The following is a 14,261-nucleotide window of genomic DNA, read 5'->3' as shown; positions in this document are numbered from 1 at the left end:
AACGACAAAACCCGCCCTATCTCAACGAGACCGGGCGGGTTTTGCTTTTAAAACGTGTACGCGACGCAGCACGCGCGCTCCTGCGATAACGGCAGGAATGCTGGCTTACTTGCCGAGCTTACGACGCTGCACGCGGGTACGGCGAAGCATCTTGCGGTGCTTCTTCTTCGACATGCGCTTGCGACGCTTCTTAATGACGGAACCCATCGGCTCGACCTCGCTATTCGTTGACGGAAATTTCTTTTCTTGCACAATGGCGGCGTACTCAATGCGGCCTTACAACCGCCGAGATGTCACGCCCTTTTTCCTTCCGCCTTCACAGCTAGATACTTCATGACTTGAAGACGATAGGAAACAGGGGCGCAGCACAGCACCATGTACTAATCGGATTAATCATAGCGGGGACATATGCGTTCAGGTCAAACAGCCCCGCTTAAAAGGCAGAAAAAATTAACCCGCGTTGTAGAAAGAGGAGTCCAGGTATTCCTTGACTGCGGACTCATGGACGCGGAAAGAACGGCCCACGCGCACTGCCGGCAGCTCGCCAGCGTGAACCAGGCGGTAGACGGTCATCTTGGATACGCGCATGATGTCAGCAACTTCCGCAACGGTCAGAAAGGTGCCTTTATCTGCATTCTGCATTAGTAAATATTCCCTTCAGCGCACGCGACGCGCTGCAGGCTTCCCCTCCTGCAGAAAATCGTGACACGCACGTGCTTTTCATATCCTACCGGTAGGCAAGGTGCCGGTGCGATTTTTGATAAAAAATAGGGGCATTGGCGAATGGTGTGACAGTTGTGACTAACCCATCGTCCCTGCGTATCGGATTAGCTACTGCCCCTAACCATTTCCAATGCCCCAAATATTGGGGTTACTTGTACACCCGCGACCACTCGGCGAAATACTTATTTACCCATCTCATTGGCCTTGTCATAGCAAGCCTGCAGCGCGCGATGCACCGCGCGACGAATACCCTCTTCCTCGAAAACTCGGGTGGCCGCTGCCGTTGTACCGCCCGGCGAAGTGACATCAGCACGCAGCGCAGTCGGGTCCGCACCTTCCTGCATCATCATCTCGGCCGCACCAGCAGCCGTAGCCGACGCCAGACGCTTAGCCTGATCACGTTTGAGGCCCAGATTCACACCCGCATCGGTCATCGCCTCGACAAACTGGAAGAAGTAAGCCGGACCAGAGCCCGAGACGGCAGTGACTGCAGACATCAGCGACTCATCGACAACCTCAACGCTGCCGACCTTCTCCAGCAGTCCGACAACCTCGTCGGTCTGGCTCTCCGTGACAAAGCGCCCCGGCGCGACTGCACAGACTCCCTTGCCCACCAGCATCGGGGTATTCGGCATAACGCGGATCACCGGAGTGCCGACAGCACAGACACCTTCCATCTTGTCCAGTGTGATGCCAGCCGCCATCGACACCACGATGGTGTCAACTTCAGAGTCATCGAGCACGTCGGCAATCTGCTCGAGCATGTCGATAATCAAGTACGGCTTTACGCACAAGAACACCACGTCGGCACCGTCGACGGCCCCTACTGGGTCATCGGTATCGACAATGCCGTAGGTCTCCTTCAGACCGGCCAGGCTCTCCTTGGTGCGCCCCACCACATAAATCGAGGAGGGCGAGACACCACCGTCGATGAGACCACCGACGAGTGCGCTACCAATCTTTCCGCCACCAATTACAGCAATTCTTGTCATGGACGCTAAGTGTGCCAAAACTGGCCCACACATGCGAATGCAGGGACCGGAAAACTTCGCTTCCGGCCCCTGCATCAGGTGATGATTATTTTGTTGGCCCCACTACAACTGGAAGAGAATCCAGGGGCCAAATGTCAGTGCCAAACCGACAAGCCCCGCGAGAATCGGTGTCAGTTTGTCCTTCTCACGGCGCAGGTAGTTAGCCATTCCCGCGAAGCCACCAGCGACCACGAGAGCCATGATGACAACCACGATCTTTGGCAGCGACGACCAGGCCATGGTGAAGCCCAGGAACACCAATGCACCAGCAATCAGACCCACGAAGACCTGAATCAGCAGCAACGGCACCGAGAGGGAATTGTCCTCGGCGTAGCCATCGCGCGCGGCGACCTTGCCCTTGGAGCTCTTGGGTTCCTCACGCTTAACGACGTCCCGGGGCTCCGACTGCTTCTCGTCAGCTGCGACCTGGGTCGGTGTGGTCTCGGCCTGTACGTCTTCTGGCTGTGCTACTTCAGGAGCGACAGCGGCTGCTACTGCCGCCTCGGAAGCGGCCCCGGTATCGGCATCAGCGTCGGCAGCCTCGAAGGTATCCGTTTCCTGAGCAGCTTCGGTCTCACCGGCTGCGTCTGCCTCTTCCACCTGCGGCAGCACACGGGTTTGCTCTTCCGGAGCTTCTGTTGTTTCAGACTCAGCAAGCTGTTCACCGTCGACGTCATCCGATTCCGCGGATGCCGCAGCCTCTTCGTCGACACTGTCCTGGACAACCGGAATGGAGGCAGTCGGACGGTCGTCGTAAGCGTTGGAACCGGTGAGTACTGCACGAGCGACTGGCCCCGGCTCCCCAATCTGTTGCGACTCGTCTGCCATGTCACGCAGTTCGGTAAAGGTGTAGGTAATCTCCGAACGCTCGGAGTTGACCATGACCGGACGGGGTTCCATCGGAATTGCCAATGGCACTGCAGTGGCTGCTGGCTGCGTAGTTGGCATGCTCGGCGCAGCTTGCTCCTGCTGCGGAGTTACCGGAGCAACCGGAACAGCTGGAGCAGCCGGTTCTTCGGCAACTTCGTCAGCTTCGACGTCAGCGACCTCGGCGTCGGCTACTTCGGCATCAGCGACCTCGGTGTCAGCCTCAATTAATTCCGGCTCATCCTCTTCCGGAGCAGCTGCTTCAGCCTCGACCTCAGCTTGAACCTCATGCTCCGAAGAATCCGCCTCTTCAGCAACTATCACTGACTCAGCAACGGCCTCCGAGTGCTCCGGAGCTTCTGCCTCCGGTTCGGATGCCCGTGCTTCTTCGGTGCCGTTGGTCGCAGCTTCGTCGGCAAGCAGATCGCTCGTAGTCGTCTGACCGTCGTCTGCGTTGGAAAGAGCGTGCGCACCGCGTCGCGGTTCACCGGCCTTAACGCGAGGGATTGAGCCAGTGAGTTCCTGAACGGACACACCGCCTTCTTCAAGGCTGCGTCGACGGCGGCGCCGCGGTGGTTCAGAGGGGGCTCCCTCCTTCTGCCGCCGCGCCAGCAGTTCGGCAACGGTGAGCTTTTCCTCGCTCATCTCAACCCTTTCCGTATAGGTCACTGTCCAGTCGTCGGAAGATAATGCCCTCGCGCAGAGCCCAAGGACAAATCTCGACCTTCTCTAATCCCAATGCTCGCATACTAGCCTCTGCAACGAGAGCACCTGCGACAATTTGGTGAGAACGATTTGCACTAACACCCTCAAGTTCAGCACGGTCAGCCGCCGTCATGCGTGAAATAAACGCAATCAACTGACGCAAACCAGCCGCAGTCAGAGTGCGCTTAACCCTCGGACCAGCGGCGGAAGGCGCCGCACCGGTCAGGCGGGCGAGAGTGCGGAAAGTCTTCGAGGTGGCGACAGCCAAGTCCGGCTCACCAAGCGTACGCAGATGACGAGCTGGCTCAGCGAGCTCAGCATCAATGTAATCGCGCAGCAGGTCAATCTTCTTGCGCTCCGGCGGATCGGTCTCGAACCACTCGTGGGTCAACCGTCCCGCACCGAGCAGCAGTGAGTACGCCGCCTCCGGATCTTCATCAGTACCCGACGTCAGCTCAAGAGAACCGCCACCGATATCCAGGTTGATTAGACGACCAGCAGACCAGCCGTACCAGCGCCGTACTGCCAAAAAGGTCAGACGAGCCTCATCCTCACCGGAGAGAATCTGCAGCTTAATGCCAGTTTCTTTCTCAACGTGGGCGAGAACCTCGTCCGCATTCGTGGCATCGCGAACAGCTGAAGTGGCGAAGCTAATCATCTCTTCGCACTTCATCTGCTCAACCAATTCCTTGGATTCAGCGACGTAGCCCGTCAGCTTGTCAATGCCCTTCTTGGACAGGTTGTTGTCCTTATCCAGGTACTCGACCAGCTTCATCGTCGACTTGGAATCGCTCATCGGAGTCGGATGTCCGCCCCGGCGGGCGTCCACCATCACCAAGTGGACGGTATTACTACCTACATCTAATACACCTAATCTCACTCTTAGTAGGTTAGACGGTCTACGGTGTATTGGTGTGAATCAACCCCACCCCCGCCCCGGTCGCGGACCGCAACCGTCTCCCGCTGAAGTCGCCTATGACTTTCCCCGCGAGTGGTTCGAGTTCGCCCACCCGGAGGACCCAGAACATATCATCACCTGCGACCTAACCTGGTTGATGAGCTCCTATCAATGCGCTTTCGGCACCTCCGCTTGCCAGGGCATCGACTCCGCGAACGCGGATGTCGGATGCTGCGGCCATGGCGCCTTTATCACCGACGAAGAAGACCGCGAGAGGGTTATTGACGTCGTAAAGCGAATGGAAGGCGACTCCGCAGAGCCCCAGTGGTGGCAGAACCGCCCCGAACAAACTCTGAAGTGGCTTGAAACCTACGAAACCGACCCCTCCGAACCGTTGGAACCGTGGTTAGTGTGGGACGAGCTTGACGACGAAAACGGAGAGCCTGAGCCTGCTCTGAAAACGAAGGTCGTGAAGAATGCCTGCATTTTTGCCAACCGTGACGGATGGCGCAATGGTGCGGGCTGTGCCATCCACCAATGGGCGATGGCCAATGACATTGACCCCGTAAAGGTCAAGCCGGATGTGTGTTGGCAGGTGCCGCTGCGCCGACTGGAGGACTGGGAGGAACGCCCAGACGGCCAGGAGATTCTGCGCACGACCATTACTGAATACGATCGTCGTGCCTGGGGCGATGGCGGCGAGGACTTTGAGTGGTTCTGCACGGGCGCGCCGGCCACACATACCGGTGGCGAGCCGGTGTGGCGCACGCACAAGTCCGAGCTAATAGAGCTCATCGGCGAAGAGTGCTACGAAATTCTGGCGGAGCACTGCCGTGCCCGAGAAATAGCGGGCGCGGCCAAGGCTTTCGGGCCGAGTGGCTACCCACTGCTGGCGATTCACCCGGCCACACGCGCAGCGGCCGAGGGGTTGGCACCGGACGAGGTTTAAGTCGAGGTTTCTCAGACCGCCGGCGGAGACCGTCGGCAGCAGTCTGCTGAGCTAGTCCTCGAACTTGTAACCCAAGCCGCGAACGGTGACCAAGAACTCTGGCGAGGAAGGATTGCGCTCGATCTTGGAGCGCAGGCGCTTGATGTGTACGTCCAGCGTCTTGGTGTCGCCGACGTAGTCGGAGCCCCAGACGCGGTCGATGAGCTGGCCACGGGTTAGCACACGACCACGGTTGCGCAGCAAGTACTCCAGCAGGTCGAATTCCTTGAGCGGCATTGCGACATCATCGCCGTCAACGGTGACTACATGGCGCTCGACATCCAGCACGACCGGGCCGCCGCGCAAGACCTCCTCGTAGATATCCTCGACATCGTCAGAGTCGTCGTGGCGACCGCGGCGCAGCACAGCCCGGATACGGGCAATAAGTTCCCGAGAGGAATACGGCTTGGTCACATAGTCATCCGCACCAATTTCGAGGCCGACGACCTTGTCAATCTCAGTGTCACGGGCGGTCACCATAATCACTGGGACAGAGGACTTTAAGCGGATGTTTTTGCAGACCTCGGTGCCACTCATACCTGGCAGCATGAGGTCCAGCAGCACAATGTCCGGTTCTGCCTTGGAGAATTCTGCAAGTGCTTCCTGGCCGTCAGCGGCCATCCGCACCTCGAATCCTTCGCGCTGCAGCAGAAACGCAAGCGGCTCCGCCAAAGCCGTCTCGTCTTCGACAATAAGTACCTCAGTCACGGATTACTTCATTCCTTCCTTGGAATCCTTGTTCTGGGAATCCTTATCCTTGCCACGGGTTTTGCCCGTACCTCGCTGCGCGTTTTTCTTAGCCGCAATTTTACCCGCAGGCTGGGTGTGGCCGATTGGCAAACGTGCAGATACATCGCCATCATTCGACGCGGAACCGTTCTTTTCCATCAGCGGGAGCTCAATGGTGAAGGTCGATCCTGTGCCCAGCCGACTCCACAGCTTGACGGTTCCCTTGTGATTCGCTGCGACGTGCTTAACAATTGCCAAGCCCAGACCGGTACCGCCTGTCGCCCGCGAGCGTGCCTTATCCGCACGGAAGAAGCGCTCGAAGATGCGCTTCTGGTTCGCCTGGGAAATGCCGATACCGCGGTCAGTGACGCGGATAGCGACGGTGTCGTTATCCTCCTTGACCGCAGTCACAGATACAGGCGTGGCCTCTGGCGAGTAGTTGATCGCATTTGAAATCAGGTTGGACACCGCGGTAATCAGCAGGCTGCGTTCACCTTCAACCACCAAATCCGGCTCACAGTCAACGGTGATTTCAATACCCGCCTGCTCCGAGAGCATCTGGTTACGACGCACAGCTCCCTGGACAATCTCTTCAACCCTCACGGGAGACATGTCCGGCAGCGGCTCTGCCCCCTGCAGCTTCGACAGCGAGATGAGTTCCGTAATCATGGTCGACATCCGCTTGGACTCCTGCGTCAGGCTCTCACTGAAGTGACGCACGGCAACCGGGTCGTCGGTAGCTTCATTCAGCGCCTCGACCAAGAGGCTGATGGCCCCCACCGGAGTCTTGAGCTCGTGGGAAACGTTAGCCACAAAGTCACGTCGCGCGGCCTCCATACGGGCCTGTTCGGAGACATCCGCCGCATAAATCACCACAAAACGGTCGTCCACCAGTGACAACGGAGTTAGCTGACAGCGGACAATTGTGTCCGGCGCCCCCGCCCGGCGCGACGGCAGCACCAGCGTTAGCTCCTGGTCCTCCTGCGAGTCAAAGACCTTGAGCGCAGCTTCCCAGCCCACGTCATTGAGGCGGCGCTCATAGACCAGCCCTAACTTGTGCGCCATGGAGTTCGACAAAACCAAATCACGTGAGATGTCAACGACCACCACACCCGTCGGAGACTTCTGAATGGCCAGGTGCATGACCTGCGCCATGGTGGTTATTGAACTTTCCTCGTCGCTCTTCTGACGCCGAGCGGCGTTATAGGCACCCGAGACAACTCCACCAAGAATCAGCACAGCTGCCATAACCGCAGCACCTAATAGAGCGGCGATAATGATTTTTGACACGGGTCTTACCCTAAGCTCTTTTCACAATCCGCGCGCGCTGAAAATCAGTGCGCTAGCTAGCTCTAAATAGACCAAGGAGCACAGCCCCACTTGGCTGCGCCCCTTATCGGCCTATCAAACACCTACATTTTTACTTGTTGCCCTGAGCGGCAACAGCAGCAGCACCTGCAGCTGCAGCTTCCGGATCCAGGTAGGTGCCACCCGGGTTCAAAACCTTGCCCTCAGCATCAAAGTCGTAAACCAGCGGGATACCGGTCGGGATGTTCAGAGCGGCAATGTCCTCGTCCGAGATGTTGTCCAGGTGCTTGACCAGTGCACGCAGGGAGTTACCGTGAGCTGCCACCATAACAGTCTCACCGGCCTTCAGACGCGGCAGGATTTCCTCTTCAAAGTAAGGAATGAAACGCTTCACGACGTCCAGGAGGCACTCCGTGCGCGGAACCTCATCCAGGTTGGCGTAACGCGGGTCATTAGCCTGCGAGAACTCGCTGTCATCCGACAGCTCCGGCGGCGGAGTGTCGTAGGAGCGACGCCAGGACATGAACTGGTCCTCGCCGTACTTCTCCTTGGTCTCTGCCTTGTTCAGCCCCTGCAGAGCACCGTAGTGGCGCTCGTTCAGACGCCAGTCACGGATAACCGGAATCCACAACAGGTCAGCGGTATCCAGGGCAATGTGTGCGGTGTTAATTGCGCGACGCAGCAGCGACGTGTAGAGAACCTGCGGCTTCAGGCCTGCCTCTACGAGCATCTCACCGGCACGTACTGCCTCAGCGCGGCCCTTGTCGGTCAGTGCAACGTCGACCCAGCCCGTGAACTGGTTGGATGCGTTCCACTCACTCTGGCCATGACGGACAAGAATCAGTTTTCCATTGCTCATACCCCCAATTGTGCCCCAAAACTGGAGAGCCCGCCGTTCGTTGCCCCGCTATGTGGGTTACTACCCCCGGCTACTCAACCATGTGGCGGAACTGCTCCAGATTGGCCAGGTTTTCCCCGCGGTCAACCCGCCACTCCCACTCGCGCTTAATTGCCGATGCAAAGCCGCGTTCGAGGATCTGGTTGAAATCCCCATCGGCCGTCTCCAGCAGCTGACCAAGGAGGCGGTCGAGGTCATCGTCGGCAAGCTGAGCCGGCAGTTGACCAACCAGGTAGATGTCGCCGGCGGCGTCAATGGTGTAACCGATGCCGAACAGCCGACGATTGCGCTGCAGCAACCACTTGTAGACGGCCTCGTGGTTTTCTTCGACAGCGCGACAAACGAAGGCTTCGACACGCAGGGAGTCAGGCGCCGGGATGAGGCCAACGACGGTCTTCAGCTTCTTCTTACCAGGCAGAACCACCACGGCGGCATTGTCGGCAATGCCATGCTCAACACCGAGACGTTCTAGCTGCTCACCGAGGGATTTCAGCAGTCCTTGGATGTCCGTGCTCATCGTGAATCATCTCCCTGTTTATGTGGCTACGGCCCTGGCGATCCTGAAGCTAACGAAACCTACCGAGAGCCACCCGCATCCCGGATAGAGCCGGGACAATTTTCCTTTTGGAGTTCGGTTCGATGATAGACATCGGCCAACCGATCCACGGTCTTTTGCCAGGAAAACTCCACGGAGTGCTCGCGCGCCTGGGTGGCCAACTTAATGCGCAGCTCGTCGTCCTCCACCAGGCGACCGAGGGCATCGGCCCAGGCTGCGGGCTCGTGACCGTCGACAAGCAAACCGCTGACCCCATCGTCGACAGCGATGGAGAGTCCGCCGACATTCGCCGCGACAACGGGAGTACCGGTGGCCTGAGCCTCCATCGCCACCAACCCGAAAGTTTCGTTGTAACTGGGCACGGCGACAATATCTGCGGCCTGGTAGAGCTTCGCCAGGTCCTGCGGCGGGCGCGGGGGCATGAACCGGACCAGGTGGTCGATCCCCTCTTCCGCGGCGAGATTGGTGAATTCGTCGGGCGCATGCAGCCCAGAACCGGAAAGTCCACCGCAGATAATCACTCGGACATTAGTGGCGGGATGGCGACGCATGAGCTCACCGACACCCCGCAGCAATACCTGCGGGCCTTTCAGCCGCTGCAGCCTACCGACGAACAAAATGACCTTAGTGTGCAACGGGATGCCCAGCTCACGACGGGACCGCTCGGTGGCACGATCACTGCCCGGCGAAAAGAGCTCCACGTCCACCCCGGGCGGCACGACATTGATGCGCCACGGGTCGGCATCGTGGAGATCCGCGAGCTGCTTAGCCTCGGCATCGGTGTTGACGATGAGCCGGCACGCATTGTCCACAATCTGCTGCTCACAGATACGCCGAGACTCCGGCTCCGGCGTATCTCCCTCCGCCAGATGGAGATTCTTCACTGCCGCCAGCGTGTGCGCCGTGTGCACAAACGGAATGTCAAGCAAATCCGACAGCAGCCACCCCACCTGGCCAGAGAGCCAGTAGTGCGAATGGATCAGGTCGTATTCAATCCCCTGTTTGCGGGCGAATTCAATGACCCCACCGGCAAAGGCCGGCATCTGCGTAGCCAGGTCTGACTTCTCTAACCCCTCATATGGGCCAGCCACAATGTTGATGACGCGGAAGTTCTCACTGACCTGAATCACCGGCCCATCGCTGGAACGCGTGGCGCGGGTGAAAACATCCACCTTCACACCGCGTCGCGCCAGCTCCTCGCAGGTGCGCAGCACGTAGACATTCATGCCACCAGCGTCACCGATGCCCGGTTGCTCCAGCGGAGAGGTATGCATGGAGATCATCGCGATGCGGTTCGGCCACGCCGGGGTGTTAGAGGTGGCCGCGTCTGCGCCCGCCGTTGCCGCCGGAAATGTTTCGCTCATACTGCCCAGAGTGCCTATGCCAGGGGCAACCCCGCAAATGAGTACCTCAAATACGTGTATAGGAATTCCGGCATCGCAGTGCGACGTACGGCACAATAGAGGTCGATACCTACTACGTCGTAGGTTATTATCACCTCACGACATAGTCAGGCGATAAACAAAAACCTAGGAGGATCCCATGGCCGATACATCCAGCTCACACGCTGCAAATGACTCTGCCCCAGCTCACGGTTCCACACCCAACGCTGCGGCCTCCAAGGCCTGGCTGAACCTGTATCCGGAGTGGACCCCACCCCACATCGACTACAACTTCGACACCCTCCTAGACGTCTACCGCCACACTCTGAGCAACCACCCGCGCCGCAAGGCATTGACCTTCTTCGGTCGCTCCACCTCCTACGCCGAGCTGGATGCCAAGGTTCGCAGCGTTGCCGCCGGCCTGCGCGCACTTGGCGTACGCAAAGGCGATCGCGTGGCACTGCTCATGCCGAACTGCCCGCAGCACGTCATCGCCTACTGGGCAGTTCTGCACCTCGGCGCTGTTGCCGTAGAGCACAACCCCCTCTACACCGCCCACGAACTGCGCCACCCATTCAACGACCACGGCGCCCGCTTTGCCATCTGCTGGGACAAGATCGTCCCCGTACTTGAGGACCTCCGCAACAACACCCCGCTCGAGACCATCATCGCGGTCAATATGCTGCAGGACCTGCCGTTTGTCATGCGCACCGCCCTGTCGATCCCGCTGCCGAAACTCCGCGCCGCCCGCGCTAAGCTGCACTCCTCCGCACCGCAGGTCATGGGTTTTGACGCTTTGCTTCACGACGCCGTCGGCGGAGACGGCCACGACCTCCAGGCCGATGAATCCATCACTGCCGATGACACTGCAGTGATGATGTACACCTCTGGCACCACGGGCTCGCCAAAGGGCGCGCAGTTGAGTCACCAGGGGTTGGTAGCCAACATTCTGCAGGGCAAGGCCTGGGTGCCGGGCCTTGGCAAGGAGCGGGAGATCTCCCTCGGTGTTCTGCCGATGTTCCATGCCTACGGCCTGACCATTGTCACCAACTTGTCCATGCTGATTGGCGCTGAACTGGTGCTGGTGCCGGCACCGGAGATTCCGCTGATTATGAAGGTGATGAAGAACAATCGCCCGACATGGGTGCCTGGTGTGCCGACTCTCTACGAGAAGATTGTCGAAGCCGCCGAGCGCGATAATGTCGACCTCTCCGGCGTGAAGTTCGCCTTCTGCGGTGCTGCTACCCTGCCGGTTTCCCTTGTGCAGAAGTGGGAGAAACTCACTGGCGGGCGCCTTGTCGAAGGCTACGGCCTCACCGAAACGTCACCGATTATCGTCGGCAACCCGATGGACGGCAACCGCCGCCCGGGCTACGTTGGCCTGCCATTCCCCGACACCGAGGTTGCCATCGTTGACCCCGAAAATCCCACCAAACTCCGCGCTGACGGCGAGGAGGGCGAGGTCATCGTCCGAGGCCCACAGGTTTTCGCCGGTTATCTCAACCTCCCGGAGGCAACGGAGAAGTCCTTCACCGATGGGCCTGCTGAGCTTCCCGCTGGCGACCGTTGGTACCGCACCGGCGATGTCGGAGTCATGGAGTCGGACGGCTTCATCAAGCTGGTTGCCCGCATCAAGGAGGTCATCATCACCGGTGGCTTCAATGTCTACCCGGCCGAGGTCGAGGAAGTACTGCTCTCCCACCCGGACATCACCGATGCCACGGTCGTCGGCCTGCCGAAGAGTGACGGCTCCGAGATGGTCGTGGCCGCCATCACCCTTGCTGACTACGCCCGACTGGATTCCGACGCCTACCGCGACCACTGCTACGACAACCTGACCCGGTACAAGGTGCCGCGCGCATTCTTCCACCTGGAGGAACTACCTCGCGACCAGATGGGCAAGGTCCGCCGCCGCGATGTCCGCGACGTGCTGCTCACGCAGCTGGAGCAGAAGGGCCAGAGCGTCGATTCGCTTTCCCACCGCAAGCACCATTAGTTCACGGTGGTTTTGTAGTTGGGATAGGGGCCTGAGTAGAGCGGGCTCCTATCCCTTTAAGGCGGACCCCGGCTCCCCCCCCAGACTTAGTGACTAGGTTTATGACAAAAAACTGAGGGTGAATAATATTCACGTGTCATAAACCTAGTCACTTTCTCTATCCCCGCCATTGGGAGAAGGCCCGGGAGCGCAAACTGAGGACTACCCGGCGGTTCTATCAGCCCCAGCGCCCCGGTCAGCCCCATCACCCCCGCCAGCCCCAGCAGTCCCGCCAGCCTCTCCAGTCCGCCCCCACTGGCCATCAGCCACCCGCCGCGGGCCTAATCGATGCTCACGCCGACCCACACCGGCTCGGGCACCAGGGTCACGCTGAAGGCCTTTTCCACGCCAGCGCGCACATCGCGCGCCAAAGCCACCAAGTCGGCGGCGGTCGTAGGCGTACCATCGCCGGACTCCCCGCGGTTGGTCAGGGCAAGAGTGTGCTTAGTCGACAGTCGCGCGGGCGCACCGTCACCGGGGTAGCCCTTGGGGAACCCGGCGCGCTCGATAAGCCACGCCGCCGAGAGCTTCACGGCTCCCTCGTGGCCGGGGCCAGCGGGGAATGCGGGCATATTCGCGGCCTCATCGGCCCCACGCAGCGCGGCAACCTTTGCACGCACGGCCTCCACCGAGTTCTCCGGAATGATCGGGTTGGTAAAGAAAGAACCCGCCGACCAGGTATCGCGGTCAGCATCTTCGAGCACCATGCCCTTGCTCCGGCGCAGCTCAAGCACCTTTTCGCGCACCAGCGCAGCCGGCCTGCGAATCTCGCCAGCCGCAGCCTCGGCCTCGTCGACGCCCAGGCGCCGCGCCAGTTCGCCATAGCGAAGTGGCGCGGACATGCCATCCACACTGAGCTCGAACCGCACGGCCAGCACCACTGCCCGTGCGGTGAACTTCAGGTTCGAGTAGCGGTAGGAAAGGTCGAGAGACTCCGGTTCCACCCACTCGACCGAGCCGGTTGCGCGGTCGTAAAGCTGCACCGCGTCCAGGACCTGCGACACCTCAGCACCGTAGGCGCCCACGTTTTGCACCGGAGTGGCTCCGGCCGATCCCGGAATACCCGACAGGCATTCAAGGCCGCCAAAACCTGCGTCGACACTCATCTCCACGACCTCGTCCCAGACCGCACCGGCCTCGGCCTCCACGATTGCCGACACGGACTCCAGCCCGTGTCCGCGAGTGCTCATGGTCACGTTGTCGGCCTCGATCACCACGGCCACCAGCGGCTCGAGTTCATCGGCTACCACCAGGTTGGATCCGCCTCCCACGATGAGGAGGGGTACGTTAGCGTCGTCAAGCGCGCGTACAACATCGACCACAGCGTCCGTCGTGCTACACCGGACGACGGCACGCGGCACCCCGCCGAGGCGGAGCGTCGTCAAATCCGCGAAAGCGGTATGCGTGCTGAGCTCCACCCCCTCTAGCCCCGCAAGCCCATCGATGGCTTCTTCCATGTCGGAGGTCAGGTGAATTGGGTTCGGCGATTGGTCGAGATTTTCCACGCCCCTAGCGTAGTGCAAATTACGTATCATCAAGCGCATGACTACGACTAACACGCACACCGTCAACTTCGACCAGCCGATTGAGAAGGTTTACGAGGCCCTCACCGACGCCGGTTTCTGGGAGAAGGTCGCAAACCGTTTCTCGGCAGCTGACGGCAAGGTGGAAAAGTTCGAGACCACCGACGCTGGCACCACCGTCGTGATTCGCCAGACCGTCTCTGCTGACAAGATTCCGGCGCAGGCGCAGAAGTTCGTTAAGTCCGGGGTCGGCATGACGCGCACGTTCGTCATCAGCCCGCTTAACGACGACGGCGCGACCTCTACCGTGACCACAGAAGCTTCGGGCGTACCGGCGTCCTTCAGTGCGTCCCAGAAGCTCACCGCCCAGGGTGAAGGTTCAGTGCTGACCACCAACTCCGAGTTCTCCATCAACGTGCCGCTGCTCGGTGGCAAGCTCGAGGAGAAGGCAGCTCCGTACCTGGAACGCGTCCTCAACGCTGAGACCGCTGTGCTGGCGGACTACGTCGCTAAGTAGGTTGCGCACTGGGGGGGGCACTCCGGGGCGACACCGAGGGGACGGATACCGGGCGAAGATAAGTGGTAGCGACGGAGCCGTCGTTAAGCAAGACTGGGAAC

Annotated in this window: 14 protein-coding genes; 3 read left to right on the top strand and 11 right to left on the bottom strand. The window is 59.9% G+C overall.

Features of this window, described 5'->3' with window-relative positions:
* Positions 1-105 precede the first annotated feature (105 nt).
* The 5 genes from ADB02_RS11225 to ADB02_RS02070 all read right to left on the bottom strand — a co-directional run bounded on the left by ADB02_RS11225 (position 106) and on the right by ADB02_RS02070 (position 4,206).
* Entirely contained in the window at positions 106-207 is a 102-nt protein-coding gene (locus ADB02_RS11225; RefSeq protein WP_003855542.1) for a 30S ribosomal protein bS22, read from the bottom strand.
* 243 nt (positions 208-450) lie between these two features.
* A complete protein-coding gene (locus ADB02_RS02085; protein ID WP_005509751.1) occupies positions 451-642 on the bottom strand; it encodes a helix-turn-helix domain-containing protein in 192 nt (63 codons plus the stop codon).
* A gap of 263 nt (positions 643-905) precedes the next feature.
* Positions 906-1,715: a pyrroline-5-carboxylate reductase gene (proC, locus tag ADB02_RS02080; protein ID WP_049189520.1), complete on the bottom strand. Its 810-nt coding sequence runs from the start codon at positions 1,713-1,715 to the stop codon at positions 906-908.
* Positions 1,716-1,817: 102 nt separating this feature from the next.
* On the bottom strand, positions 1,818-3,266 hold the full coding sequence (locus ADB02_RS02075; RefSeq protein WP_049189519.1) for a membrane protein: 1,449 nt from the start codon (positions 3,264-3,266) through the stop codon (positions 1,818-1,820).
* A gap of 1 nt (position 3,267) precedes the next feature.
* Complete coding sequence (locus ADB02_RS02070) at positions 3,268-4,206, bottom strand: Ppx/GppA phosphatase family protein (RefSeq protein ID WP_161798518.1); 939 nt, start codon at positions 4,204-4,206, stop codon at positions 3,268-3,270.
* A 34-nt stretch (positions 4,207-4,240) separates the two neighbouring features.
* Between ADB02_RS02070 and ADB02_RS02065 the strand changes: the two genes are divergently transcribed.
* The gene (locus ADB02_RS02065; protein ID WP_016421980.1) at positions 4,241-5,173 is read left to right on the top strand and encodes a hypothetical protein; all 933 of its coding nucleotides are present in this window, start codon (positions 4,241-4,243) and stop codon (positions 5,171-5,173) included.
* A gap of 51 nt (positions 5,174-5,224) precedes the next feature.
* On the opposite strand, the gene ADB02_RS02060 is transcribed toward ADB02_RS02065, so the two are convergent.
* The 5 genes from ADB02_RS02060 to mshA form a co-directional block, all read right to left on the bottom strand.
* Positions 5,225-5,920, bottom strand: a complete 696-nt coding sequence (locus ADB02_RS02060; RefSeq protein ID WP_016421979.1) for a response regulator transcription factor — start codon at positions 5,918-5,920, stop codon at positions 5,225-5,227.
* Between the two features lie 3 nt (positions 5,921-5,923).
* Positions 5,924-7,231 carry a sensor histidine kinase gene (locus ADB02_RS02055; protein ID WP_049189518.1) on the bottom strand — a complete coding sequence of 436 codons (1,308 nt, stop codon included), beginning with the start codon at positions 7,229-7,231 and terminating at the stop codon, positions 5,924-5,926.
* Between the two features lie 130 nt (positions 7,232-7,361).
* Complete coding sequence (locus ADB02_RS02050) at positions 7,362-8,108, bottom strand: phosphoglyceromutase (protein ID WP_016421977.1); 747 nt, start codon at positions 8,106-8,108, stop codon at positions 7,362-7,364.
* 70 nt (positions 8,109-8,178) lie between these two features.
* On the bottom strand, positions 8,179-8,664 hold the full coding sequence (locus tag ADB02_RS02045) for a YbjN domain-containing protein (RefSeq protein WP_049189517.1): 486 nt from the start codon (positions 8,662-8,664) through the stop codon (positions 8,179-8,181).
* A gap of 59 nt (positions 8,665-8,723) precedes the next feature.
* Complete coding sequence (gene mshA, locus ADB02_RS02040; protein ID WP_193388744.1) at positions 8,724-9,986, bottom strand: D-inositol-3-phosphate glycosyltransferase; 1,263 nt, start codon at positions 9,984-9,986, stop codon at positions 8,724-8,726.
* A gap of 259 nt (positions 9,987-10,245) precedes the next feature.
* Here mshA and ADB02_RS02035 point away from each other — a divergent pair, with 259 nt between their 5' ends.
* Positions 10,246-12,081 (top strand): long-chain-fatty-acid--CoA ligase, encoded by a 1,836-nt coding sequence (locus ADB02_RS02035; RefSeq protein ID WP_080969550.1) that lies wholly within the window; start codon positions 10,246-10,248, stop codon positions 12,079-12,081.
* 320 nt (positions 12,082-12,401) lie between these two features.
* Here ADB02_RS02035 and ADB02_RS02030 read toward each other — a convergent pair whose 3' ends face one another.
* Positions 12,402-13,577: a UDP-N-acetylmuramate dehydrogenase gene (locus ADB02_RS02030; protein ID WP_049189523.1), complete on the bottom strand. Its 1,176-nt coding sequence runs from the start codon at positions 13,575-13,577 to the stop codon at positions 12,402-12,404.
* Positions 13,578-13,662: 85 nt separating this feature from the next.
* On the opposite strand from ADB02_RS02030, the gene ADB02_RS02025 reads away from it, so the two are divergent.
* Complete coding sequence (locus ADB02_RS02025; RefSeq protein WP_049189515.1) at positions 13,663-14,160, top strand: DUF2505 domain-containing protein; 498 nt, start codon at positions 13,663-13,665, stop codon at positions 14,158-14,160.
* Positions 14,161-14,261 lie beyond the last annotated feature (101 nt).

Origin of the sequence: Corynebacterium sp. 212_CJEI (assembly GCF_001055915.1) — a bacterium.
Taxonomy (GTDB): Bacteria; Actinomycetota; Actinomycetes; order Mycobacteriales; family Mycobacteriaceae; genus Corynebacterium; species Corynebacterium jeikeium_D.
This window is presented reverse-complemented; position numbering and strand designations above follow the sequence as displayed.

Excerpts from the sequence above, each read along its gene's own strand:
- ADB02_RS02045 (WP_049189517.1), bottom strand. The coding sequence starts at position 8,664 with ATGAGCACGGACATCCAAGGACTGCTGAAATCCCTCGGTGAGCAGCTA.
- mshA (WP_193388744.1), bottom strand. The coding sequence starts at position 9,986 with ATGATCTCCATGCATACCTCTCCGCTGGAGCAACCGGGCATCGGTGAC.
- ADB02_RS02085 (WP_005509751.1), bottom strand. The coding sequence starts at position 642 with ATGCAGAATGCAGATAAAGGCACCTTTCTGACCGTTGCGGAAGTTGCT.
- ADB02_RS02035 (WP_080969550.1), top strand. The coding sequence starts at position 10,246 with ATGGCCGATACATCCAGCTCACACGCTGCAAATGACTCTGCCCCAGCT.
- ADB02_RS02050 (WP_016421977.1), bottom strand. The coding sequence starts at position 8,108 with ATGAGCAATGGAAAACTGATTCTTGTCCGTCATGGCCAGAGTGAGTGG.
- ADB02_RS02075 (WP_049189519.1), bottom strand. The coding sequence starts at position 3,266 with ATGAGCGAGGAAAAGCTCACCGTTGCCGAACTGCTGGCGCGGCGGCAG.
- ADB02_RS11225 (WP_003855542.1), bottom strand. The coding sequence starts at position 207 with ATGGGTTCCGTCATTAAGAAGCGTCGCAAGCGCATGTCGAAGAAGAAG.
- ADB02_RS02030 (WP_049189523.1), bottom strand. The coding sequence starts at position 13,577 with ATGGAAGAAGCCATCGATGGGCTTGCGGGGCTAGAGGGGGTGGAGCTC.
- proC (WP_049189520.1), bottom strand. The coding sequence starts at position 1,715 with ATGACAAGAATTGCTGTAATTGGTGGCGGAAAGATTGGTAGCGCACTC.
- ADB02_RS02025 (WP_049189515.1), top strand. The coding sequence starts at position 13,663 with ATGACTACGACTAACACGCACACCGTCAACTTCGACCAGCCGATTGAG.